This is a genomic window from Microvirga sp. 17 mud 1-3 (assembly GCF_003151255.1).
In the GTDB taxonomy this organism is placed as follows: domain Bacteria; phylum Pseudomonadota; class Alphaproteobacteria; order Rhizobiales; family Beijerinckiaceae; genus Microvirga.
Window position 1 is genome coordinate 2,787,408 of the sequence record NZ_CP029481.1, and the last position, 21,359, is coordinate 2,808,766.

General features: G+C 65.7%; 14 protein-coding genes and 1 pseudogene. 7 read left to right on the forward strand and 8 right to left on the reverse strand.

Going from position 1 to position 21,359, the window contains the following annotated elements:
- Positions 1–8: 8 nt before the first annotated feature.
- Both alaS and recA read right to left on the reverse strand, forming a co-directional pair.
- Positions 9–2,660 (reverse strand): alanine--tRNA ligase, encoded by a 2,652-nt coding sequence (gene alaS, locus C4E04_RS13340; protein WP_109598001.1) that lies wholly within the window; start codon positions 2,658–2,660, stop codon positions 9–11.
- A gap of 370 nt (positions 2,661–3,030) precedes the next feature.
- A complete protein-coding gene (gene recA, locus C4E04_RS13345) occupies positions 3,031–4,122 on the reverse strand; it encodes a recombinase RecA (protein WP_109598002.1) in 1,092 nt (363 codons plus the stop codon).
- A 287-nt stretch (positions 4,123–4,409) separates the two neighbouring features.
- On the opposite strand from recA, the gene C4E04_RS13350 reads away from it, so the two are divergent.
- From C4E04_RS13350 to C4E04_RS13360, 3 genes are all read left to right on the forward strand, one after another.
- Positions 4,410–4,775: a helix-turn-helix transcriptional regulator gene (locus C4E04_RS13350; protein ID WP_109598003.1), complete on the forward strand. Its 366-nt coding sequence runs from the start codon at positions 4,410–4,412 to the stop codon at positions 4,773–4,775.
- Positions 4,772–5,308, forward strand: coding sequence for an SRPBCC family protein (locus tag C4E04_RS13355; RefSeq protein WP_109598004.1), 537 nt, complete (start codon positions 4,772–4,774; stop codon positions 5,306–5,308). The genes C4E04_RS13350 and C4E04_RS13355 overlap by 4 nt, the downstream gene beginning before the upstream one ends.
- A gap of 113 nt (positions 5,309–5,421) precedes the next feature.
- Entirely contained in the window at positions 5,422–6,261 is an 840-nt protein-coding gene (locus tag C4E04_RS13360; RefSeq protein WP_109598005.1) for a hypothetical protein, read from the forward strand.
- 57 nt (positions 6,262–6,318) lie between these two features.
- On the opposite strand, the gene cckA is transcribed toward C4E04_RS13360, so the two are convergent.
- Together cckA and C4E04_RS13370 are read right to left on the reverse strand one after the other, a co-directional pair.
- Positions 6,319–8,856 (reverse strand): cell cycle histidine kinase CckA, encoded by a 2,538-nt coding sequence (gene cckA / locus C4E04_RS13365; protein WP_109598007.1) that lies wholly within the window; start codon positions 8,854–8,856, stop codon positions 6,319–6,321.
- Positions 8,857–9,293: 437 nt separating this feature from the next.
- Positions 9,294–9,701, reverse strand: coding sequence for a hypothetical protein (locus C4E04_RS13370; RefSeq protein WP_109598008.1), 408 nt, complete (start codon positions 9,699–9,701; stop codon positions 9,294–9,296).
- Positions 9,702–9,964: 263 nt separating this feature from the next.
- Between C4E04_RS13370 and C4E04_RS21585 the strand changes: the two genes are divergently transcribed.
- Complete coding sequence (locus C4E04_RS21585) at positions 9,965–11,242, forward strand: hypothetical protein (RefSeq protein ID WP_256385739.1); 1,278 nt, start codon at positions 9,965–9,967, stop codon at positions 11,240–11,242.
- Positions 11,243–11,309: 67 nt separating this feature from the next.
- Here the strand turns inward: C4E04_RS21585 and dksA are convergent, their stop codons facing one another.
- From dksA to C4E04_RS13390, 3 genes are all read right to left on the reverse strand, one after another.
- Positions 11,310–11,729 (reverse strand): RNA polymerase-binding protein DksA, encoded by a 420-nt coding sequence (gene dksA / locus C4E04_RS13380; protein WP_109598010.1) that lies wholly within the window; start codon positions 11,727–11,729, stop codon positions 11,310–11,312.
- 273 nt (positions 11,730–12,002) lie between these two features.
- A complete protein-coding gene (locus C4E04_RS13385; protein ID WP_109598011.1) occupies positions 12,003–13,055 on the reverse strand; it encodes a hypothetical protein in 1,053 nt (350 codons plus the stop codon).
- Positions 13,030–14,403, reverse strand: a complete 1,374-nt coding sequence (locus tag C4E04_RS13390; protein WP_109598012.1) for an MBOAT family protein — start codon at positions 14,401–14,403, stop codon at positions 13,030–13,032. The genes C4E04_RS13385 and C4E04_RS13390 overlap by 26 nt, the downstream gene beginning before the upstream one ends.
- Positions 14,404–14,689: 286 nt before the next feature.
- On the opposite strand from C4E04_RS13390, the gene C4E04_RS13395 reads away from it, so the two are divergent.
- Both C4E04_RS13395 and C4E04_RS13400 read left to right on the forward strand, forming a co-directional pair.
- A complete protein-coding gene (locus C4E04_RS13395) occupies positions 14,690–15,115 on the forward strand; it encodes a CopG family transcriptional regulator (RefSeq protein ID WP_210204573.1) in 426 nt (141 codons plus the stop codon).
- Positions 15,116–15,196: 81 nt separating this feature from the next.
- Positions 15,197–16,300 (forward strand): PHB depolymerase family esterase, encoded by a 1,104-nt coding sequence (locus tag C4E04_RS13400; RefSeq protein WP_109598015.1) that lies wholly within the window; start codon positions 15,197–15,199, stop codon positions 16,298–16,300.
- 11 nt (positions 16,301–16,311) lie between these two features.
- On the opposite strand, the pseudogene C4E04_RS13405 reads toward C4E04_RS13400, so the two are convergent.
- Positions 16,312–16,995: pseudogene (locus C4E04_RS13405) on the reverse strand (YcjF family protein); the annotation flags it as partial.
- Between the two features lie 320 nt (positions 16,996–17,315).
- On the opposite strand from C4E04_RS13405, the gene C4E04_RS13410 reads away from it, so the two are divergent.
- Positions 17,316–21,323, forward strand: a complete 4,008-nt coding sequence (locus tag C4E04_RS13410) for an autotransporter domain-containing protein (RefSeq protein WP_162559393.1) — start codon at positions 17,316–17,318, stop codon at positions 21,321–21,323.
- Positions 21,324–21,359 lie beyond the last annotated feature (36 nt).

The window sequence follows — 21,359 nt, forward strand, 5'->3', positions numbered from 1 at the left end:
TACCGTCCCTAGGCGGCTGTTGACAAAGCCGCCTCGATGGCCGCGAGCGCGGCTTCGGCCTGCGCCCCATCGGGCCCGCCGGCCTGCGCCATGTCGCGCCGTCCGCCGCCGCCCTTGCCGCCCAGCTTCTCGGCGCCGGCGCGCACGAGGCTAACCGCATCGACCTTTGCGGTCAGGTCCTCGGTGACGCCCACGACGATGCCGGCCTTGCCGTCCTCGGCGACGCCCACGATGGCGACGACGCCGGAGCCGAGGCGCTTCTTGCCCTCATCCGCGAGGCTCTTGAGATCCTTCATCTCGACGCCGGAGACGGCCCGGGCCATGAGCTTGATGCCGCCGACATCGCGCACCGGCTCGCCCTCGCCGCCGCCACCGCCCATGGCGAGCTTGCGGCGGGCCTCGGTCAGCTCGCGTTCGAGCTTGCGCTTGTCTTCCAGGAGCGCCGCGAGGCGGTCTGCCGCCTCGTCCACGGGGGTCTTGAGCAAGCCCGCGATCTCCCGGAGCCTGCGGCTCTCGCCCTCCAGATAGCGCCGCGCCGCATTGCCGGTCATGGCCTCGACGCGGCGCACGCCCGCCGCCACCGCGCCTTCGGACACGATGGTGACGAAGCCGATATCGCCCGTGCGGTTCACATGGGTGCCGCCGCACAGCTCCACCGAGAAGGCCCGGTTTCCATCGCCCGTGCCCATGGAGACCACGCGCACCTCGTCGCCGTATTTCTCGCCGAAGAGCGCGCGGGCGCCGGATTCGATGGCCTCCTCGACGCCCATGAGCTTGGTGACGACCGGTTCGTTCTGCAGCAGCACCCGGTTGGCGATGGTCTCGATCTCCACCAGCTCCTCGTCGCCGATGGGCTTGGGATGGCTGAAGTCGAAGCGCAGGCGATCCGGAGCGACGAGCGAGCCCTTCTGGGCCACATGGTCGCCGAGCACCTGCCGCAGGGCCTCGTGCAGGAGGTGGGTGGCCGAATGGTTGGCCCGGATGGCAGAGCGCCGCTCGTGATCGACCGTCAGCTCGACGGATTGGCTGAGCTTCAGCGTCCCATGCTCGACGAGAACGTGATGCACGAAGAGGTCGCCGAGCTTCTTCTCGGTGCCGGTGACGCGCGCCCGCGCCCCCTCGCCCTGCATGATGCCGGTGTCGCCGACCTGGCCGCCGGACTCGCCGTAGAATGGGGTCTGGTTGAGCACCGCGAGGCCGGTCTCGCCGGCCTTGAGCTCCTTCACCTCCTGGCCGTCCTTCAGCAGCGCGAGGACGAGGCCCTCCGCGGTCTCGGTATCGTAGCCGAGGAATTCGGTGGCGCCGACGCGCTCCTTGATGCCGAACCACACGGTCTCGGTCGCAGCCTCGCCCGAGCCCGACCAGGCCGCGCGCGCCTTCTCGCGCTGGCGCTCCATGGCGGCGTTGAAGGCATCCGTATCGACTCCGATGCCGCGCGGCTTGAGCGCATCCTGAGTCAGGTCGAGCGGGAAGCCGTAGGTGTCGTAGAGCGTGAAGGCCGTCTCGCCCTTGAGGTTCTGGCCCTTCGTAAGATCGCGGGTCTCCTCGTCGAGGATCGAGAGGCCACGCTCCAGGGTCTTGCGGAAGCGGCTCTCCTCGAGCTTCAGGGTCTCGGTGATGAGCGCCTCGGCCCGCACCAGCTCCGGATAGGCCTGCCCCATCTCGCGCACAAGGGTCGGCACGAGGCGGTACATGAGCGGATCGCGCGCGCCGAGGAGCTGCGCATGGCGCATGGCGCGGCGCATGATGCGACGGAGCACGTAGCCGCGGCCCTCATTGGACGGCAACACGCCGTCCGCCACCAGGAACGAGGAGGCGCGCAGGTGATCGGCGATCACCCGGTGCGAGGCCTTGCGCTCGCCCTCCGGCGCCACGCCGGTTGCGTGCGCCACGGCCTCGATGAGGGCGCGGAACAGGTCCGTGTCGTAGTTGGAGTGAACGCCCTGGAGGATCGCCGAGATGCGCTCCAGCCCCATGCCGGTGTCGATGGAGGGCTTGGGCAGGCCGATCCGGTTGCCGGGCTCGATCTGCTCGTATTGCATGAAGACGAGGTTCCAGAACTCCAGGAACCGGTCGCCGTCCTCCTCCGGGCTGCCGGGCGGGCCGCCCCAGAGGCTCTCGCCCTGGTCGATGAAGATCTCCGAGCAGGGGCCGCAGGGGCCGGTATCGCCCATCTGCCAGAAATTGTCCGAGGTCGGGATGCGGATGATCTTGGAATCCGAGAAGCCCGCGATCTTCTTCCACAGGTTCGCGGCCTCGTCGTCCGTGTGGTAGACGGTGACGAGGAGCTTGTCCTTGGGCAGGTCGAATTCCCGGGTGATCAGGTTCCAGGCGAGCTCGATCGCCTGCTCCTTGAAGTAATCCCCGAAGGAGAAATTGCCCAGCATCTCGAAGAAGGTGTGGTGGCGCGCCGTGTAGCCCACATTGTCGAGATCGTTGTGCTTGCCGCCCGCGCGCACGCATTTCTGGGACGTGGTGGCGCGGCTGTAGGGCCGCTTCTCGACGCCCGTGAAGACATTCTTGAACTGCACCATCCCGGCATTGGTGAACATCAGCGTCGGGTCGTTGCGGGGCACGAGCGGGCTCGAGGCCACGACCTCGTGGCCGTTCTTGGCGAAGTAATCGAGGAAGGTCGACCGGATTTCGTTGACGCCGCTCATGGAATTCAAAGCTCGGTAGGGGCAAGGCCCGAAAAACACACAGGGTGGCCGGTTTTAGACGCAGGCTGAGGCGCTGTCGAGGCATTCGCATCAGGATGCCTGCGCATGGACGAATATGGCACAGGGCCAGGCTTTCGGGCCTGGTCCCTCGGTGCAAGGCGCGCCATGGTTCTGGCACCGCACAGCTGAACCCGGTCCTCCGGACCATTCCAGATTGACGGGAGAGTATCATCCCCCTCTGTCGGCAGGAAAAAAGAAAGGCCGCCGCGATCTCTCGCGACGGCCTGCCATTTTGCCCTTGAAGGAGAGCAAATCTCGATTCTGCGGGACCGTTGTCGAACAACCGGTGCCCGCTTGTCCGGGTCGTGCGTTACGCAGCGCCCTCGTCCAGGTCCTCGGCCGTCGGGGTCGCCTGCTCCAGGATGCGGTCGGCCAGGAGGCCGGCATTCTGGCGGATGAGCGCCTCGATCTTGCCGGCGACCTCCGGATTGTCGCGCAGGAACTGCTTGGCGTTCTCGCGGCCCTGGCCGAGGCGCTGGCTGTCATAGGAGAACCAGGCGCCGGACTTCTCGACGATTCCGGCCTTGACGCCGAGATCGATCAGCTCGCCCACCTTGGAGACGCCCTCGCCGAACATGATGTCGAACTCGACCTGCTTGAAGGGCGGCGCGACCTTGTTCTTGACGACCTTCACGCGCACCGAGTTGCCGATCGGATCGTCCCGGTCCTTGAGGGTCGAGACACGGCGAATGTCGAGGCGCACGGAGGCATAGAACTTGAGCGCATTGCCGCCCGTCGTCGTCTCAGGCGAGCCGTACATGACGCCGATCTTCATGCGGATCTGGTTGATGAAGATCACCATCGTGTTCGAGCGCGAGATCGAACCGGTGAGCTTGCGCAGGGCCTGGCTCATGAGACGGGCCTGGAGGCCCGGCTGGACCTCGCCCATCTCGCCGTCGAGCTCGGCCTTCGGGGTGAGCGCCGCCACCGAGTCGATGACCAGCACGTCCACGGCGCCGGAGCGCACGAGCGTGTCGGCAATCTCCAGGGCCTGCTCGCCCGTGTCGGGCTGGGAGATCAGCAGGTCGTCCAGATTGACCCCGAGCTTGCGGGCATAGACCGGATCCAGGGCATGCTCGGCATCCACGAAGGCGCAGACGCCGCCCTTCTTCTGGGCTTCGGCGATGGTGTGCAGGGCGAGCGTCGTCTTACCCGACGATTCCGGCCCGTAAATTTCGATGATGCGTCCCCGCGGCAGGCCGCCGACCCCGAGCGCGATATCCAGGCCGAGGGACCCGGTCGAGATCGTCTCGATCTCCACCGGCTGCTGGCCCTTGCCGAGCCGCATGATCGAACCCTTGCCGAAGGCGCGTTCGATCTGGGAGAGCGCCGCGTCGAGAGCTTTCGACTTGTCTTTATCCATTGATGAGCTTTCCACCAGTCTCAGAGAAGACTGCGACATGACCACGAATCCTTATGGCACGGAGGGGGACTGAATCTCAACGCGGTGTTGAGGTCATATATGTACCCTTTTTGTTCTCTGAAGCAAGTTCGTTTTTTGTTCTACGGCAACCTTATTCACAGGCTTAGCAAGGCGCGATTGAGCCCGCCCAACATGGTCTGGCGAAGTGGGCGTCAGGCTCGACAATCTCAACGACAGTCGGCGATGAAAGCCTTTGAGCAGGCCATGTCTCGACAATACTAAACCAATCGGTTGACTATTCTGCGGGCACCTGTATATTTAACCACATGGTTGAATTACAGACACCCCAGCTAGATACCGTCTTCCACGCCCTCGGCGACGCCACACGCCGGCGGATGCTCCGTGATCTTGCGGGCGGTGAGCGGACGGTCGGGCAGCTTGCCGAACCCTTCGCGATCTCGCTCGCGGCCGCCTCGAAGCACATCAAGGTGCTGGAGAGCGCGGGGCTGATCCGCCGCGAGATCCGGGGCCGCACTCACCTGTGCCGCCTCGATCCAGGACCGCTCGCCAGCGCCCATGCGTGGCTGAGCGCCTATGAACGCTTCTGGACCGAACGTCTGGACGTGCTCGAACGACTCCTCCGCGAGGAGGACGCCCGCAAAGACCCTACCCCCAAAGGAGACGATTCATGACCGACCTCGCGCCACTGGACACCTACGGAGTGCTCACCGAGCCCGCCACTCTGACGATCCAGCGCCTTCTGCCCGGCCCCATCGAGCGGATCTGGTCCTACCTTACGCAGAGTGACCTGCGCCGCCGGTGGCTGGCGGCGGGCGAGATGGAGATGTCGGTCGGAGCGCCCTTCGAATTCGTCTGGCGCAACGACGAACTCAGCGACCCGCCCGGCCAGCGGCCACCGGGCTTTCCTGAAGAACACCGCATGCAGGCCCGGATCACCGAGCTCGATCCGCCCCGTAAGCTCGCCATCACCTGGGGAACCACCGGCGGAGTTTCCTTCGAGCTGGAGCCTCAGGGCAACGAGGTACTGCTCACCATCATCCACCGCCGCGTGCCCGACCGCTCGGTTCTCCTCAACGTGAGTGCGGGCTGGCACATGCATCTCGACCTGCTGGCTGCCGCCGTGAAAGGCGAGAAGCCGACGAGGCCATTCTGGGAGGGCTGGAGCCGCCTGAAGGCGGAATACGACCGGCGCCTGCCGGCCTGACGCCTGCTCGGCAAGGCTTCCCTTCAAACGGATCCCATCTGCGGCGACGCGGGCGGACCTGACGGTGCGCCCGCCGGCAGCTTGCGTCCATAACCCAACGCCAGGACAACAGAATGCTCACGCTATTCCCCAGCAAAAGAACCGCGACCTGCCTCAACATCCGCGAAGCGAGTGCCGGCGCCCGAAGCCAGGCGAAAGCCCGCCTCTGGTCCTGGGCAGCTCCTCTCCTTGCCTTCGCGATGCTCGGAATGTCGGCGCCGGTGGGCCGGGCCGCCGAGGCGACACTCGCACCGATGCCTGCGGATCTCGAGACGCGATACGCGCTGAGCGCATTGCCGCCCGCACTTCGGGAGCCGGCGAGTGTCTTTCTTCTCGATCCAGGCAAGGGCTATCGACTTTCAAGGCAGGGTACGAGCGGAGTGGCCTGTCTCGTCGAACGCACCGCCTGGGAATTGGCCGACTTCCGCAACGATATCTACGTCCCGATCTGCTTCGACGCCGAGGGCGCGCGGACATACCTGAAGGCCATCATGGACGCGGCCGCGCTTCGTGCCGAAGGAATGGGCCCTGTCGCGCTGAAGACGGAGATCGAGCACCGTTTCCAAAACCGGACCTATGCGGTTCCCGGAAAGGCGGGTGTCTCCTACATGGTCGCCCCGGTTATGCGCACCGTTGGACCGCCTGAGATGAAGGTGCACACCATGCCCATGCCGCACTTCATGGTCTACGCACCCGGCGTCACGAACGAGGACATCGGAGCGGCGCCCGATCTCGGCGCCCCTTCCAGCCTTCTCTTGCCGTTCATCGACCGGCAGGGCGTTGCCGAACACAGCTACATCATCCTGCTCGTCGGCGAGGCCGAGAGGGCGAGGATCCTGGCAGACGAGAAGGTCCTGATGGATGATCTCTGCGCCTATCGCGAGGTTCTCTGCCTCGAAAAATCCGGGCACTGATCCGCGGCGCGGCAACCCCCTTTTCTAGGGGACGACTCCGTCCGCCCCGGAATCGCTCTACCGCCCCATCACCTGCTTCACGGTCTCGACCAGCTGGCGCAGGCTGAAGGGCTTGGGCAGGAAGTTGAATTCCTCCCCCTCCGGCAGGTTCTTGCGGAAGGCATCCTCGGCGTAGCCCGACACGAAGATGACCTTGAGGTCCGGATAGAGCCGGCGCAACTCGCCGAGCAGGGTCGGGCCGTCCATCTCGGGCATCACCACGTCTGAGACCACGAGATCCACGGGCTCGCCCCGCTCCTCCATGACCTGGAGAGCCTCGATGCCGGAGGCGGCCTCCAGCACCGTGTAGCCGCGGGCCGAGAGGGCGCGGGCATTGACGGCGCGGACCGGGTCCTCATCCTCGACCAGCAGGATGGTGCCCTGCCCGGTCATGTCGGCTGCGGGCTTCTTGGCCGTGTCTTCCTTCGCGGCTTCGGGCTGTTCCTGAACTTCGGGAATGTGGCGCGGCAGGTAGATTCGGAAGATCGTGCCTCCGCCGACCTGCGAATCCACGTCGATGAAGCCGTTCGACTGCTTGACGATGCCGAAGACCGTGGACAGGCCCAGCCCCGTGCCCTTGCCAACCTCCTTAGTGGTGAAGAACGGCTCGAAGATCTTCTCCAGGATGTCGGACGCCATGCCGGTGCCCGTATCGGCCACCTCGACCATGACATATTCGGCCGGCGGCATGCCGCTGACATGGAGGCGCGCGGCCTCCGCCTCGCTGACGTTCGCCGTGCGGATCGACAGCTTGCCGCCGTCCGGCATGGCATCCCGGGCATTCACCGCGAGGTTCATCACGACCTGCTCGAACTGGTTCAGGTCGGCCTTCACGAACCACAGGTCGCGGCCGTGGTTGAGGTCGAGCTCGACCCGCTCGCCGAGCAGGCGCTTGAGGAGCATGGACAGGTCGTAGAGCCGGTCGTTGAGGTTGAGCACCTCCGGCCGGAGGGTCTGCCGGCGCGAGAAGGCGAGCAGCTGACGCACGAGACTCGCGGCCCGGTTCGCGTTCTGCTTGATCTGCATGATGTCTTGGAAGGACGGATCGGTCGGCCGGTGGCTGCCGAGCAGGAGGTCGCTGTAGCCGATGATCGCCTGGAGCACGTTATTGAAATCGTGCGCCACGCCCCCGGCGAGCTGGCCGACCGCGTTCATCTTCTGCGACTGGGCGAGCTGCTCCTCGACCTTCCTGAAGTCGGTGGTGTCGAGCGCATAGAGAACGGCGATCTCTCCGTCCGTTCCGGTCAGGCCCACGGACGTGACCCACACCCGGACAGAACTGCCGTTGCTGCCCGCCGTGTGAAGCTCGAGGGGCTGAATGTCGCTGCGGTCTTCGGCGGCCGCCTTCAGGGCCGCCTCTACCTGTGCGCCCTCCCCGGCCCGGAATGCCTCGATGATCGATGGCCCCTCCCCGTTCTCGCCGGTGCGCGGCAGGGTTCCGAACAGCCGCGTGAACGGGGCATTCGCCTGCACGATCCGGCCGGCCCGGTTCACGGTCGCGATGGCGATGGGCGTGTTGTTGAAGAAGCGGGCGAACCGCACTTCCGCAGCCCGCTGACCCTCGTCCACATCGAGGCCGGGAGAGCGGTTGAGGACCAGGGTGCGGGAAGCGCCCATGCGGCCGTTCTGCCCGAAGGCGATGCGGTGATAGAGCCGCACGGGCAGGAACTGGCCGTTGCGCCGCCGCAGGTCGAGGTCGAAGGTCTCGGTGCGGACGCTGCCGGGGTCGCCCGAGAAGGAGGTCATCATCGCCACCACGTTGCGCGGCACGATGTCCGAAAGGCTCAAGCCTCCGGAGCCGACCTGGGCGAGGTCGTAATCGAGCCAGGAGGCGAGGGTCGCGTTGAGATAGACGATCCGCCCGTTCGGATCGATGGACAGGAAACCCGCAGGCGCATGATCGAGATAATCGATGGCGTGCTGCAATTCCTGGAAAACGTTTTCCTGGCGCTCCCGCTCGTGGGTCACGTCCGCGATGGACCAGAGCGAAGCCTCCCGCCCCCCCGGCCGCGGCAACGGCCGCACGCGCACGCGATACCAGCCGAATTCCTGCGCCCCGCCGAGGGATGGCGACAGGCGGATCTCCTCCGCGCCGGACCGATGCTCGCGGGCCGCCTGGGCGAGACGATAGATGGCCTCCGACACCTCGGCCGCCCCGGTGAAGAGACGCTCCACCGGCCGCACGTCGCCCGCGACGGAGGCGCCCGCCATGGCAAGATAGGTCTCGTTGGCATAGACGACGCGGCCGTCGTCCTCGACGGCGATCACACCCTCGGCGGCCGTGTCGGCGATTACTTTGGTGATGTCGTTGCGCACCGTCCGGCCCGAGAACCGGATCACGCCGATCGCAGCCGCGAACAGGAAGAACACGCCCGCCATGGCGAAGAAGGCCAGAAGGCCGAGGATCAGGAGCTGCGCCTGATCGGGCTCGAGGAAGCGCAGGCCGAGGATCGCACCCACCAGGACGGCCGCCAGAAGGAGAACCAGCCCGATATGGCCGTGCCGGTCGGACCGGTCGATCGTTGCGCTCTTGGGCATCTCGCCTTGGTGAGCCATGGGCTTTCTATCTCTCCGAGGAACGGCGCGTTCGGCTTCGGCATCCGGCGCGGCGGACACGCGTCATGCGCCCATCCTATCCGGAAATTCTTGACCGACCTCTAAAGCATCGTCCCCAAAAGTGGATTGCGCTTTTGGGATCGATGCGATGCCTCCTCTATAGATCAGAGCGTCGCCGAAGCGAAAAACCGGACGCCGACTTCGCCCTATGCTCCAAGGCGATCGCGCCTGCGGGACCAAGCGCCGGAAGCCGCTCGCAGACACCCGGCCGCTTGGACGCCAGCGCCCAGAAGCGCATTTGTGTTTAGATTGAAGGTCTTGGCAAGAGTTTCGACGATGCCGGATCAGTCATCGCCCTTCGCGGTCATGACCCGGCAATCGGACGCCTCAACGGGCCGGTCGCGGCGAGGCTGGATTTCCGGCGGTCCGCCGGTGCCCTACCAGCACAGCGCGGCGGTCACCTGGTACTTGGTCCGACAGGAAGGGCCGTCGCCTGTCTGGATCTGCTCGATGGAGCGGGGACGGCAGGCATTGACGCTTGCGGTATCGATGGCCCGGCCGGCCTCGTATCCCTGAGCCTTGCAGATGTTCAGGGCGGCCCTGCCGCAATCGGTCTCGCCCTCCTCCGTCACGTGGCAGCGCTCGGAGCCGTAGACGATCCGCGAGACGCGCGGCAGATCCGGAGTGACGTCCTGGATAGCCTGCATGCCGGATTTCAGCCGGGATCCCAGCTGACCGGACCAGGTCGCCTTCTCGGCCGCGGGATCCTCAGGACCGGCGCACCCGCCGGCCGCCATGAGAGCGGCCACGAGAGGAATGCCGATGCTTCCCCGGAAAAGCGGCATGGATTCGCCCCTTCGTGAGTTCCAGTGTTGCGGGCATCCCATGGATACCGGCCCTTCGCAAGAGCGAAGCCCGCGCCTTTCCCGTTCATGACGACGCAGGACGGAGGCGCCGGACATCAAATCAACATATTGAAAGACTTCCAGGGCACCGTCGCGGTCGTTAACCATCTGTTAACCTTGCTGCTCGCTTCGGTTCTCGATGTGATACAAACGGCATCGAGAACAGGGCCTGGCAAGGTCTTCCCAACGCTTGAGAGTTCATCGTGCAATCTCTTTTAGGTATCGAAGCGTCACGAGCGGCCCAATACGTCATCGCATTCGCGATCATCCTCGTGTTGGTTGCCCTCTTCGGCTTGGTTCTTCGCAAATTGACGGGCGGACGCCTCATGCTCCCGGGCCATGACCGGGGACGCAGCCGCCAGCCGCGCCTTGGCGTGGTCGACATCTACGATCTCGACCGGCAGCGGCAGCTCGTCCTGCTGCGTCGGGACAACGTGGAGCATCTCCTGCTCATCGGCGGTCTCAACGACGTGGTGATCGAGACCAACATCGTCCGCGTCGCCGGCGCCCGCATTCCGGCTCCCGACGCGGGAGCGCCGGAGCGCTTCGAGCCGTCCTTCGATCAGGCCCCGCGCCCGCAGGTGGAGCCGTCCGGACGTCCGTCCATCGAGACGCAGCTTGCCGCCCAGCTCGGCGCCTTCATCCGGCGCCCTTCCGAAGAATCCGACGTAGATCAGGAATTGGCCCCCGTCGCGTCCGTCACGGCCCCGGCACCTGCCCGGCCGGAGCCCATGCTCAAGCCCGACCAGGTGACGGTCACGGCTGCGGCCAGCGTGGAGCCCATGCGGCCTCAGGAGCCGCCGCCGGCAAGCTTCCTGCGCGCTCCGGCGACGCATGAGCCTCCGGCTCCGCCCGTGCGTCCGGAGCCGCCTCCGGTCCGTCCGGAGCCGCGCCCCGTCACACCGCCGCCACCGTTCCAGTCGCGTCCGACCCCGGTGCCGCCCCAGCCTCCGATGACGCCTGCCCCGACGCCCGCGCCCGCGCCCGAGGTAGTGCTGCCGCCTCTCGCGATGCCCGTCGAGACGAAAACACCCGACGCTGCCATCCTGTCGGACATGGCGAAGCAGCTCGAGGAAGCCCTCAAGCGTCCGGCCCAGCCGGTCGCGCCGCCGCAGCCCCTGCCGCTCGAAGAGCCGGTCGCGGGGCCGATGGACGACATTCCTGAGATCAGCGACGATCTGGACGAGGACGAGCTCCTGGTCCCGGCCACGAAGGACGAGGAGCCTGAGCTGCCCGAGCCGGAGCACCGCGAACCGCCGCGCCCTGCCCCGGAACCTGAGCGCCCCGTCGCGACACAGCCGCAGCCAATGGTCGCTCCTGCGCCCGTGCCCCCACCGCCCCCTGCCGCCCCGGCTCAGGCTGAAGCGGCTCCGGGGCCGGCCTCAGCCCCGAAGGTGAGCGATCCCTTCTCGGTTGAGGAGATCGAGGCCGAGTTCGCCCGGCTCCTGGGACGCCCGCGCGATCCCGCCAGCAAGGGCTGACGTAAGCCCTGCGACGAATGCTCCAAACAAGAAGGGCTCCGTTTCCGGAGCCCTTTCTCTTTGGGGATCAATCGTCGCGGTAGACCCGCTCGTTGCGCTCGTGGCGTTCCTGCGCCTCGAGCGACAGGGTCGCGATGGGACGGGCCTCGAGGCGCTTGAGCGAAATGGGATCGCCCGTTTCCTCGCAATATCCGTAGGTGCCATCGTCGATCCGCGCCAGGGCGGCATCGATCTTGGCGATCAGCTTGCGCTGCCGGTCCCGGGCCCGGAGCTCGATGGCCCGGTCCGTTTCGGAGGAAGCGCGATCTGCGAGATCGGGATGGTTCTCGTTCTCGCTCTGCAGGGCGGCCAGGGTTTCCTGGGCCTCCTTCAGGATCTCGCCCTTCCACCGAATAAGCTTACGTCTGAAATATTCCCGCTGGCGTTCATTCATGAAGGGCTCGTCCTCAGTCGGACGATAACCCTCATCGATTACGGTGCTTGTCATTGTGGGCCGTTTATCCCCGATGAACTGTGGCGCCCCTATATCGCCAAGCGAGCCCCGGGACAACGCGCAAGAGCGTCATCGATTTGTCTAAGACGCCGCAGCCCGAAGGAGCCCCCTCCCCCGGAAGGGCAATGGACCAGCCCTGAAGCCGAGTCGGCCGATGGGCGCAGGCCGAGCTGCCGCAAGCCCTGCGGCGCGCACGATCCGGCGTCCTTTCGAACGGAATGCGTCTGTCCGACCCCAGAAATACGAGACCGCCCTAGGTTCGATGTCCTAGCGCAGGCTCTCCAAAGCCTTCACGATATCGTTCTCAATCGCCATGGCGATGGGCTGCCGGTAATGGCTCAGGTCGAAGAAGTAATCGGGATTGTGGTTCTCCGGCCTGTCGATTCGCCAGTCCACCACGGCACTCCTGGGGTGCCCGGCCAGAGCCGCCTTCATGGCCGCCTTGCAGGCCTTGTCGAGGTAGCCGTCCTCCGTCCGCTCGGGCGGAAGATAGCTCTTGTACCGGGCCGGATGAACGACAATGAGCGCAGTCTCGGCCGGCAGGGACTCCGCAAGGGCCTTCAGCTTGTCGGCCACCGGAAACTTGCGCTGCCCTTCCTTGGGATCTCGCTCGAAGGTGGGCTCGCTGGCGAAATAGGGCTTTTCGAGCCGGGCGCGGACCTCCGGGCGGGTGTCATAGCCGAGGTTCAGGTAGTCGGGCTCGTAGTCCCAGTAGCCGTCCGGGCGTGCCCGCGCGGGATTCTTGCCGAATACGTAGCCGAAGCGGCGCGGCAGCTCCTCGAGGATGTCGTAGCGCATCAACCCCTTGGCATATTCCACGGGGTTTGCAGCGTAGAGCCAGAACGGGAACGGCCGGAAATTGGGCATCTCCGGGTCGGAGGTGCACCAGGTCTCGTCGGAATCGACCACGAGGGCCTTCACGGGGCCCTTCCGGTGCTTGAGGAACCAGTCGATGAGGACGAAATGCTCCTTCGGCCCGGTGGCCGGGACCGCAAGCTGCAGGAAGTTGAAGCCGGTCCGCTTGTTCAGCCGATCCGGGGACAGGAGCTGGATCTGGGAATTGCCGAAGATCGCCGCATCGAAGGAGGGATCGCGCCCCCGGCTCGCATTGGCCGTGCGGGGACCCTGGGGACGCACGCCTTCACGCCCGAAAAGCAGGGAGCGGCCCGTATCATAGGGGTCGATCACGTAGGCGGCCGCGATGACGCCGAGGACGGCCGCAACCGTCAAGCCGACGAGGAAGACCGAGAAGCGCCGCCAGGACGTCTCGGTGGCTTCGGTGGCCGCGATGGCCTCAGAACTGGAAGTAGATGAATTCATAGTTCACGTCGTCGCCGATCTTGAACAAGACGATCACGAAGAGGAGCGCGAAGAGAAGCGCGATCCAGCGCCGGGGCGGCAGCTTGTGGACCAGGGTCCAGGCAGTCGGCCCGATGAACGCAAAGGCCGCGCCGACAGCGATGGCCCGCCACTTCATGCCCGCCCCGTCGGCCCCGAGGCCGAGCATTCCCTGATAGATGCGCCAGGCCGCATCGAAGCTCTGGGCCCGGAACACGATGATGGTCAGCACGAAGAAGCTGAACATGCAGAACCAGCCGAGGATCTTCGGCATGGTGAACCCGGCCTTGCGCCACAGGGTGTTGGCCGCAAGGCCCACTCCGTGCATGAAGCCCCAGGCCACATAGGTCAGCCCCGCCCCGTGCCAGAGGCCGCCGAGGGTCATGGTGGCCGTGAGCGCGCCGATCTGGATGGCCAGGCCCCGGCGGCTACCGCCCATGGCGATGTAGAGATAATCCCGCAGGAAGCGGGACAGGGTCATGTGCCAGCGCCGCCAGAAATCCTGCAGGGAGATGGCCCGGTAGGGCGAGTCGAAGTTCTGCGGCAGCACGATGCCGAACAGGAGCCCGAGGCCGAGGGCCATGTCGGTATAGCCCGAGAAATCGAAATAGACCTGGAACGTGAAGCCCAAAGCCGCCTGCCAGGCCTCGCCCATGCCGATGGCGTGGCCGGCCATGGCGCTTTGGTAGATCGGGTTGGCGTATTCGGCCAGCTGATCGCCCAGGAACACTTTCTTGGCGAGGCCGAAGACCAGGAGCATCAGGCCGCGGGCGAAGCGCTCCGCAGCGTCGGAGCGCGCATAGGGCCGCTCCTCGAACTGGTGCATGATCTCGCTCCAGCGCACCAGCGGACCGGCCAGCACCTGCGGGAAGAACGCGATGTAGAGGCCGTAGCGGACGAGATCGAAGCGCGGCGCTTTGCCGGCCTTCAAATCCGTCAGGTACATGATGTGGTGGAAGGTGAAGAACGAGATGCCGAGCGGCAGGGCGATGTCGTAATGGGGCGCCGCGATCCCGGGGATCATGTCGGCCAGGTCGGCGAAGAAATTGAAATACTTGAAGATCGCCAGGACGATCAGGTTCGCGCCGATGGCGAGCGGGATCAGGACATCCCGCCCGGAGCGGATGAAGGCACGGGCGACGAGCCAGTTGACCAGGATCGAGACGATCAGGAGCGGCGCGAAGCGCCAGTCCCAGTAGCCATAGAAGACGAGCGAGAGGAGGAGCAGCACCGGCAGGCGCCATTCGGGCCTGAAGCGCTCCACGAGCCAATGCACCAGAAGCGCAATGGGAAGAAAGGCAAAGAGAAAGACGAACGAATTGAAGAGCATCGCAATCGGAACGGGTCAGACGGCGCGCCACGCTCCCTTCCGCGCCAGAAGGCGGGTCCTTGTGCGGGAATACGCCGCCGCCGTCAACGCTCCAGAGGGTGGCGCGCTGCCGCTCCCTGCAGAGAGGGGGTGACGGCGGCGCAATGCTGCTCTTCGCTCCGCAGACATGCCCGGGAGGCCAAGACATAACGACGCGTTCGCTCGGTCCGCGCATTGGACACAGGAGTCAGAACCCTTGTAATTCATCCGGCATCATCCATATACCATCCATGCAGATGGTATATGGATGATGCCAATGACGAGAGTGCAGGATCTCAGGCCGCGGATCCCGGAAACCGAGAAGATCACGATCAACCTCGGCTACGTGGATCTCGGGCACATCGATCTTCTGGTGCAGGAAGGTTTTTATTCCAATCGCACGGATTTCATCCGGACCGCCATCCGCAACCAGCTCGACCGTCACGGCGACGCGGTCCGGCAATCGGTGGCCCGGCACCGGCTCGATCTTGGCCTGCATCACTATACGCGCCGGGACCTTGAGCAGGTCCGGGCGGCCGGCGAGACATTGCATATCCAGGTTCTCGGGCTGGCGGTGATCGCGAACGACGTCTCGCCGGAGCTTGCCCGGGACACTATCGCGTCCATTCACGTCCTTGGTGCGCTGCAGGCGAGCCCGGCCGTGAAGGCGGCTCTGGGCGACCGCATCCGCTGACGTTTCCCCTCGTGGCCTCCTCCCCGGCGGACGGTGGCCTCCTGTTCTTTTAGACCTTTGCCAACAATAAGGACCAAGTTCATGGCCGTGCTTTCGAAGATCGACATGATGGAGGCGACCCGTCTCACCCGCGAGGGGCGCCTCGACGAAGCCATGGGCGTCCTCCAGAAAGCGCTCGGAACCCCGCCCATGGGCGGATCCACGATGGAGGGCGGGTCTCCGTTCCCGAAGACGGTCCACACGCTCCTCGACCGTCTGGGCCAGGGCGGTGGCCTGAGCGAAACCCTGCGCCGCCCCGCGGTCCGGGACCAGCCGGTTCCGGAAGGCGCCCGTTTCGAGGAGCGCACTTACGCCGATGTGGCCGGCAGCCGGACCTACAAGCTTTACGTTCCGAGCGGCTACCTGGGCGAGGCGGTCCCGCTCGTCGTGATGCTCCACGGCTGCACCCAGTCCCCCGACGATTTCGCCGTCGGCACCGGCATGAACGACCTCGCCGAGGAACATACAGTCCTTGTCGCCTACCCGGCGCAGGCTCCCTCGGCCAATGCCTCGAAATGCTGGAACTGGTTCAAGGCAGGCGACCAGAAGCGGGATCGGGGCGAACCCTCGCTCATCGCCGGCATGACGCGCGAGGTCATGCGCGATTTTGCGGTCGATTCCGAACGCGTCTATGTCGCGGGCCTTTCGGCCGGAGGGGCCTTTGCGGCCGTCATGGGCGCAACCTACCCGGATCTTTATGCCGCCATCGGGGTCCATTCGGGATTGGCCTGCGGCGCGGCCCGCGACATGCCGTCAGCCTTCGAGGCGATGCGGCAGGGCGGATCCGCAACGGCGAGAAAAACGGATTGGTCTGGCGGATTCACGGCCCCCGTTCCGACGATCGTGTTCCATGGCGACCGCGACACCACCGTCAATCCCCTCAACGGCGATCAGGTGATCGCTCAGTCCAAGGCAGCGGCGGCTTTGAACATGGAGGTCCATCGCGGCGTGTCTCCAGGCGGCATCGCCTATACGCGCAGCGTCCAATCGGACGAGACCGGACATCCCGTGCTCGAACAATGGGTCCTGCATGGGATGGGCCATGCCTGGTCCGGGGGGAGCCCGGCCGGCTCCTATACCGAACCCCGCGGCCCCGATGCCAGCAGAGAGATAATGCGCTTCTTCCTGCAGCACCCGAGGACCTGACTTCCCATGCCTCAGGTCGCCGCCGCCTCCGTGCGGCTGACGAGCTCGCCGGCCACGTCGCCGATCTTCGGGGCCTCCTCGCGGATGAAGGGCAGCGGCCGGCAGACCGACAGGGCCGCGAGGCCGAACCGGGCCGTCATGAGGCCGTTCAGCACCCCCTCGCCCAGCTTGGCCGAGATCCGGGCCGCGAGGCCGAGCCCGAGGACCTGCTGGAGGACGCTGTCGCCCACCGCCATGCCGCCCGTGACGGCAAGGTGATTGAAGGCCGCCTTGGCGAGGCGCAGGAAGCCGAAGAGGCCCGGCCGGCCGCCATAGATCCGCGCGAGAGTCCGCAGGAGCCGCACGGCCGCGAAGATCACGAAAGCCACGTCCACGATGGCCCGGGGGCTCACGGCCGTGACCAGGGAAACCTGCTTGGCCGCCCCCGCGATGGCGCGCTTCGCCTGGGCATCGAGAGGCGCAAGAAGCTCCCGCTCGGCCATGGCGAGGCGATCGTCCGCGTCGATGATCTCGTCCATCACGTTCATGAGCCGGGCGCTGCCCTGGACGGCGCCGGCCCGGGAGCCGTAGAGGTTCAGGAGTTCCGACACTACGGTCTTGGCGGCCTTGTGGTCCTTCACGGCGAGCGCATCGATGGCCGCTTCCCGCAAGCGCTCGATCTTCTGCTCCCGCCAGATCCCCCTCAAAGCCCCCCAGGGAACAGTTGCCGTTGGGTAACATGGAGAAAGAAAGATCTTCCGCAGAGGAATCTGTCGTAGAATGGTAGGCTTTTCCTCACAATACTGCACGGCCCAACCGACTGGCATCCGATTTGCGCCTATGCCTACGAGGATCGTGCATGAGATTGTCGCCCTCTTCCCGTCGCGCATTGTGGCATTCCACTACCCGAATCCGCGCGGTTTCCACCTTCCGGCCGCGCTCGGCAGGCGCGAGGCTTGTCCGCACCGCCCTCCTGAGTGCGGTCGCCCTACCGACGTCCGCCTGGGCTCAATCGACATCGGTATGGAACGGAGGGATGCCGGGATCATATTGGCAGGACAGCTCCAACTGGAACATGCTTCCATCATCGAGCGACCTGGCGGTCATCGATAACGGCGATGTCGTTTATGTCGACGGGAGCCAGGGCTTCGCCGACGCGGGGATCCTCAGGATCGGATCGACCTTCGGCGCAGTGGGCGGAACGGTCTCGATCGTGAATGGCGGGTCGCTTTCGCTCGGATCAGGGGCCACATCAGGAATTGGCTACGAGACGGGCACCATCGGCAATGTCATCGTGGAGGGTTTCAGCTCGCGGTGGAACGGCTCGTCCAGCAACCTCACGGTCGGATACCGCGGAGAAGGAAACGTCATCGTCAGGAATCTCGGCACGATGAGCGTTTCCAACCTCTATATCGGCGACCTCAGTGGGAACGGTACTGTGACGGTATCGTCCGGCGGCACGCTCAACGTTTTCCAGGGCACTCACCTGGGGCGCGGGTTCGGCTCATCGGACGCGATATTGAATGTCTATAGTGGTGGCGGCGCTTTCCTGAACTCGCTTTCCACCGGCCTGTTCGCGCCCAGCACGGTCAATGTGAGCGGCCCGGGCTCCTGGCTTTCCGTGGCATCGACCTTTGCCCTGGGAGAAGGCTCCGCCGGAGGCACGCTCAACCTGGGCGACGACGGCAAGATTACCGTCGGCAACGGTTCCGGCACCATCACTATCGGGGGCGGCGGCGCAGGCTGGGGAATCTTCAGTGTTGGTGGTGCGGCCGGTTCTCCGGCAGTCGCGCCTGGCACTATCCAGGCTGCAGCCGTCAACCTGTCCGCCGGGAGCCTCCTAAACTTCAATCATACCGCGTCCGCTTACGTCTTCTCACCGCAAATTACCGGTTCGGGACAGGTACACGTGAATAGCGGCACGACCGTATTGGAGAGGGCGAACACCTATTCGGGCGGCACGGTCGTCAATTTCGGTGCCCTCATCGCCAATGCGAGCGGGGCCCTCGGCTCCGGTGCCGTCTCCCTGAACTCGGATACGGCGTCTCTGACCTATGGCGGCGCGGGCGTGAGCGCCGGACCCGCGGCGATCACGCTTAACAATTCGAGCAAGGTCACCTTCAGCAACGGAGCGAGTGCCGGTTCGGCGAGCATCACTATCGCGAACGATCCCTCACCGAGCCTGGGGATGGGCCTGTTCTTGACGGAGAACTCCACGGCCGGCAATGCCACCATCACGAATGTTTTCGGGGGTGGCTACCAGACCGTCACCTTCAGGGGCACCAGCACTGCGGGATCCGCGTCGATCACGAACGGCAGCGGCGCCGTCACGGCTTTCGAGAATAACAGTTCGGCGGGCGCTGCCAGCATCACCAATAATGGCGGGAGCACGTTCCTCCAGAACAACGCGACGGGCGGAACCGCGACCTTCGTTAATACCAACGGTTCGCTCGAAGTGTCTGGATCGAGCAACCTGGAATCCGCCACCGTCACCAACGGGGCGATGGGACGGACCTACATCTACGGCAATGCGTCGGGCGGCAAAGCGCGGATCGTCAACAATTCCACCGGCTTTCTCGATATCTCGGGTCTGAGCAGCGCCGGCACCACTCTCGGTTCGATCGAGGGCGCAGGAGAGGTGCGGCTCGGTTCCAAGAACCTGACGGTCGGTTCCAATAATCTGAGCACGACGGTTTCTGGTCTCATTAGCGGCCTGGGGGCGCTGACCAAGGTCGGCACAGGCACCCTGACACTTACGGGGGTCAACTCTTATGCGGGCGGCACCACGATCAGCCAGGGCACACTCGAAATCCAGAGCGCTGCGGCCCTTGGCTCACTTGGCAGAAGCCCTGTTATCCTGAACGGCGGACAGCTACGCTCGAACATTACCTCACTAGATGTATTATTGAATCCTGTGAGATTTGCGGATAGCAGCGTCATTTCGGTCGCGCCTGGCCAGACCTTCAACATCAATCTCGCCGAGGTTGATGCCGGCGTTACTCTGCGCTTCGGTACTGCTTCTGATACCGGAACTCTCGTTCCTGTCGGCATTAACCTTGCTACAGCCGGCTCCACTACCGTCGAGGTGAATGGCGGCACGCTTCGCGCCGGCGGTCCCCAGCTTCCCAAGCTGCTCGCCGCTGCCGACAGAACGACAATCGCTGACGGCGCCACACTGGATCTAAGCACCCTTGGGGCCACGATCCGGAACCTACGGGGCGCGGGCACCCTTATGGGCAGAGACGACACGGTCCAGATCATGAGCGGGGATTTCGCTGGCCGCATCACTGGCGATGTTGCGCTCTACAAGATCTCATCGGATTCCCTGAAACTTGACGGCGCCAGCACCCTGACCGGCCCGACCTATGTCCAGGCCGGACAACTGGCCGTCAACGGCTCGCTCGCCTCCTCGCCCGTCACGGTGACAGGGGGCACGCTGTCCGGCACCGGCACGGTGGGGCGGCTTAGCCTGCAGAGCGGTGGCACAGTGGCACCGGGCAATTCCATCGGCACCCTGAATGTCGCCGGTCCCCTCTCGTTCGGCCCCGGCGCGTTCTATGCGGTCGAGATCGACGGCGCCGGCCGCTCCGACCGCATTGCCGTCACCGGCACCGCCACGCTCAACGGCGGTACCGTGCAGATCCTGCCCGACCAGGGCATCAACTTCCTGGCCGACCATGCCTACACCATCCTGACCGCCCAGGGCGGGCGCACCGGCACCTTTGCGGGCACCCAGAGCACGGACTTTGCCTTCATCACGCCGACGCTCGGCTATACGGCTGATGCGGTCACGCTCACCATGGTCCGCAAGACTGTGCCGCCAACCCCTCCGGCTCCGCCTCCGCCGGTTCCCCCGGCGCCGCCTGTGCCGATGGCCTTCCACACCGTGGCGGTGACGGAAAACCAGTATCACACCGCCGATGCGGTCGAGGCGCTCGGGGCCGGCAACCGGCTCTACAACACTGTGCTCGGATCGACCGTCGCGGGCGCGCGCCAGGCCTTCGATGCGCTCTCGGGCGAGGCGCACGGCTCGGCCGTGACGGCGGGCTATGCCCAGGCCGGGCTGATCCAGACCACCCTGCTCACCCGCCTGCGCCAGCCGCTCACGTCCCTGCCGCTGCTCGCCCAAGGCGCCTACGGCGCCGCCTTCGCGGCCGACCGGCCCGGCCAAGCCGTGATGCCGGTCGCGGTCACGCCCGCTCCCATCGCCCCGCGCTACGCCCTGTGGGGGGAAGGCTTCGGGGCCTGGGGCAAAACCCGCTCCGACCGCAATGCCGCTTCGCTCGACACCTCCACCGGCGGCTTCCTGATCGGTGCCGATGCCCAGGTCACGGACGGCTGGCGCCTTGGCCTCGCCGGCGGCTATCTGCGCACCTCGTTCGATGTCGATGCCCGCCTCTCGTCCGGCTCGAACGAGAGCATCTTCGGTGCCCTCTACGGCTCTGGCCAATGGGGCGCCCTCACCCTGCGCCTCGGCGCGGCCTATGCCCGCCACGACATCGACTTGAGCCGCACCATCACGTTCCCGGGCTATGCCGATGCGGTCAAAGCCTCCTATGACGGTTCGACCCTGCAGGCCTTCGGCGAGCTCGGCTACCGGCTCGGCTTCGGCGCGCTGGCGCTCGAGCCGTTTGTCGGCGCGTCCGTGCTGCGGCTGTCGACCGACGGTTTCCAGGAGCAGGGCGGGGCTGCCGCGCTGACCGGGTATGGGCGGACCTATGATCTCGGCACCACGACCGTGGGCTTAAGGGCCGAGGCGCGCTTGAGCGAGACGGTGCCGCTGACGCTGAGCGGCCTGCTCGGCTGGCGGCATGCCTATGGCGATGTGGCGCCCGAGGCGCTGCTGGCCTTTGCGGGCGGAGCCTCGCCGTTCACGGTGGCGGGCGTGCCGGTCGACCGGGATGCCTTGGTGGCCGAGGCGGGTCTCGACTGGCGGGCCTCGGAGGCGATCAGCTTGGGCGTCAGCTATGCCGGGCAGATCGGCGCACGGGCGCAGGAGCATACCGTCAAGGGCAACTTCGTCTGGCGCTTCGGCACCTATTGAGCCGGACCACAAGGTCCCTTCCTGAAGACAAGGCAG

Excerpts from the sequence above, each read along its gene's own strand:
- C4E04_RS13400 (WP_109598015.1), top strand. The coding sequence starts at position 15,197 with ATGGCCGTGCTTTCGAAGATCGACATGATGGAGGCGACCCGTCTCACC.
- alaS (WP_109598001.1), bottom strand. The coding sequence starts at position 2,660 with ATGAGCGGCGTCAACGAAATCCGGTCGACCTTCCTCGATTACTTCGCC.
- C4E04_RS13410 (WP_162559393.1), top strand. The coding sequence starts at position 17,316 with ATGCCGGGATCATATTGGCAGGACAGCTCCAACTGGAACATGCTTCCA.
- C4E04_RS13390 (WP_109598012.1), bottom strand. The coding sequence starts at position 14,403 with ATGCTCTTCAATTCGTTCGTCTTTCTCTTTGCCTTTCTTCCCATTGCG.
- C4E04_RS13395 (WP_210204573.1), top strand. The coding sequence starts at position 14,690 with ATGATGCCAATGACGAGAGTGCAGGATCTCAGGCCGCGGATCCCGGAA.
- C4E04_RS13385 (WP_109598011.1), bottom strand. The coding sequence starts at position 13,055 with ATGAATTCATCTACTTCCAGTTCTGAGGCCATCGCGGCCACCGAAGCC.
- C4E04_RS13360 (WP_109598005.1), top strand. The coding sequence starts at position 5,422 with ATGCTCACGCTATTCCCCAGCAAAAGAACCGCGACCTGCCTCAACATC.
- cckA (WP_109598007.1), bottom strand. The coding sequence starts at position 8,856 with ATGGCTCACCAAGGCGAGATGCCCAAGAGCGCAACGATCGACCGGTCC.
- dksA (WP_109598010.1), bottom strand. The coding sequence starts at position 11,729 with ATGACAAGCACCGTAATCGATGAGGGTTATCGTCCGACTGAGGACGAG.
- C4E04_RS13350 (WP_109598003.1), top strand. The coding sequence starts at position 4,410 with ATGGTTGAATTACAGACACCCCAGCTAGATACCGTCTTCCACGCCCTC.
- recA (WP_109598002.1), bottom strand. The coding sequence starts at position 4,122 with ATGTCGCAGTCTTCTCTGAGACTGGTGGAAAGCTCATCAATGGATAAA.
- C4E04_RS13355 (WP_109598004.1), top strand. The coding sequence starts at position 4,772 with ATGACCGACCTCGCGCCACTGGACACCTACGGAGTGCTCACCGAGCCC.
- C4E04_RS13370 (WP_109598008.1), bottom strand. The coding sequence starts at position 9,701 with ATGCCGCTTTTCCGGGGAAGCATCGGCATTCCTCTCGTGGCCGCTCTC.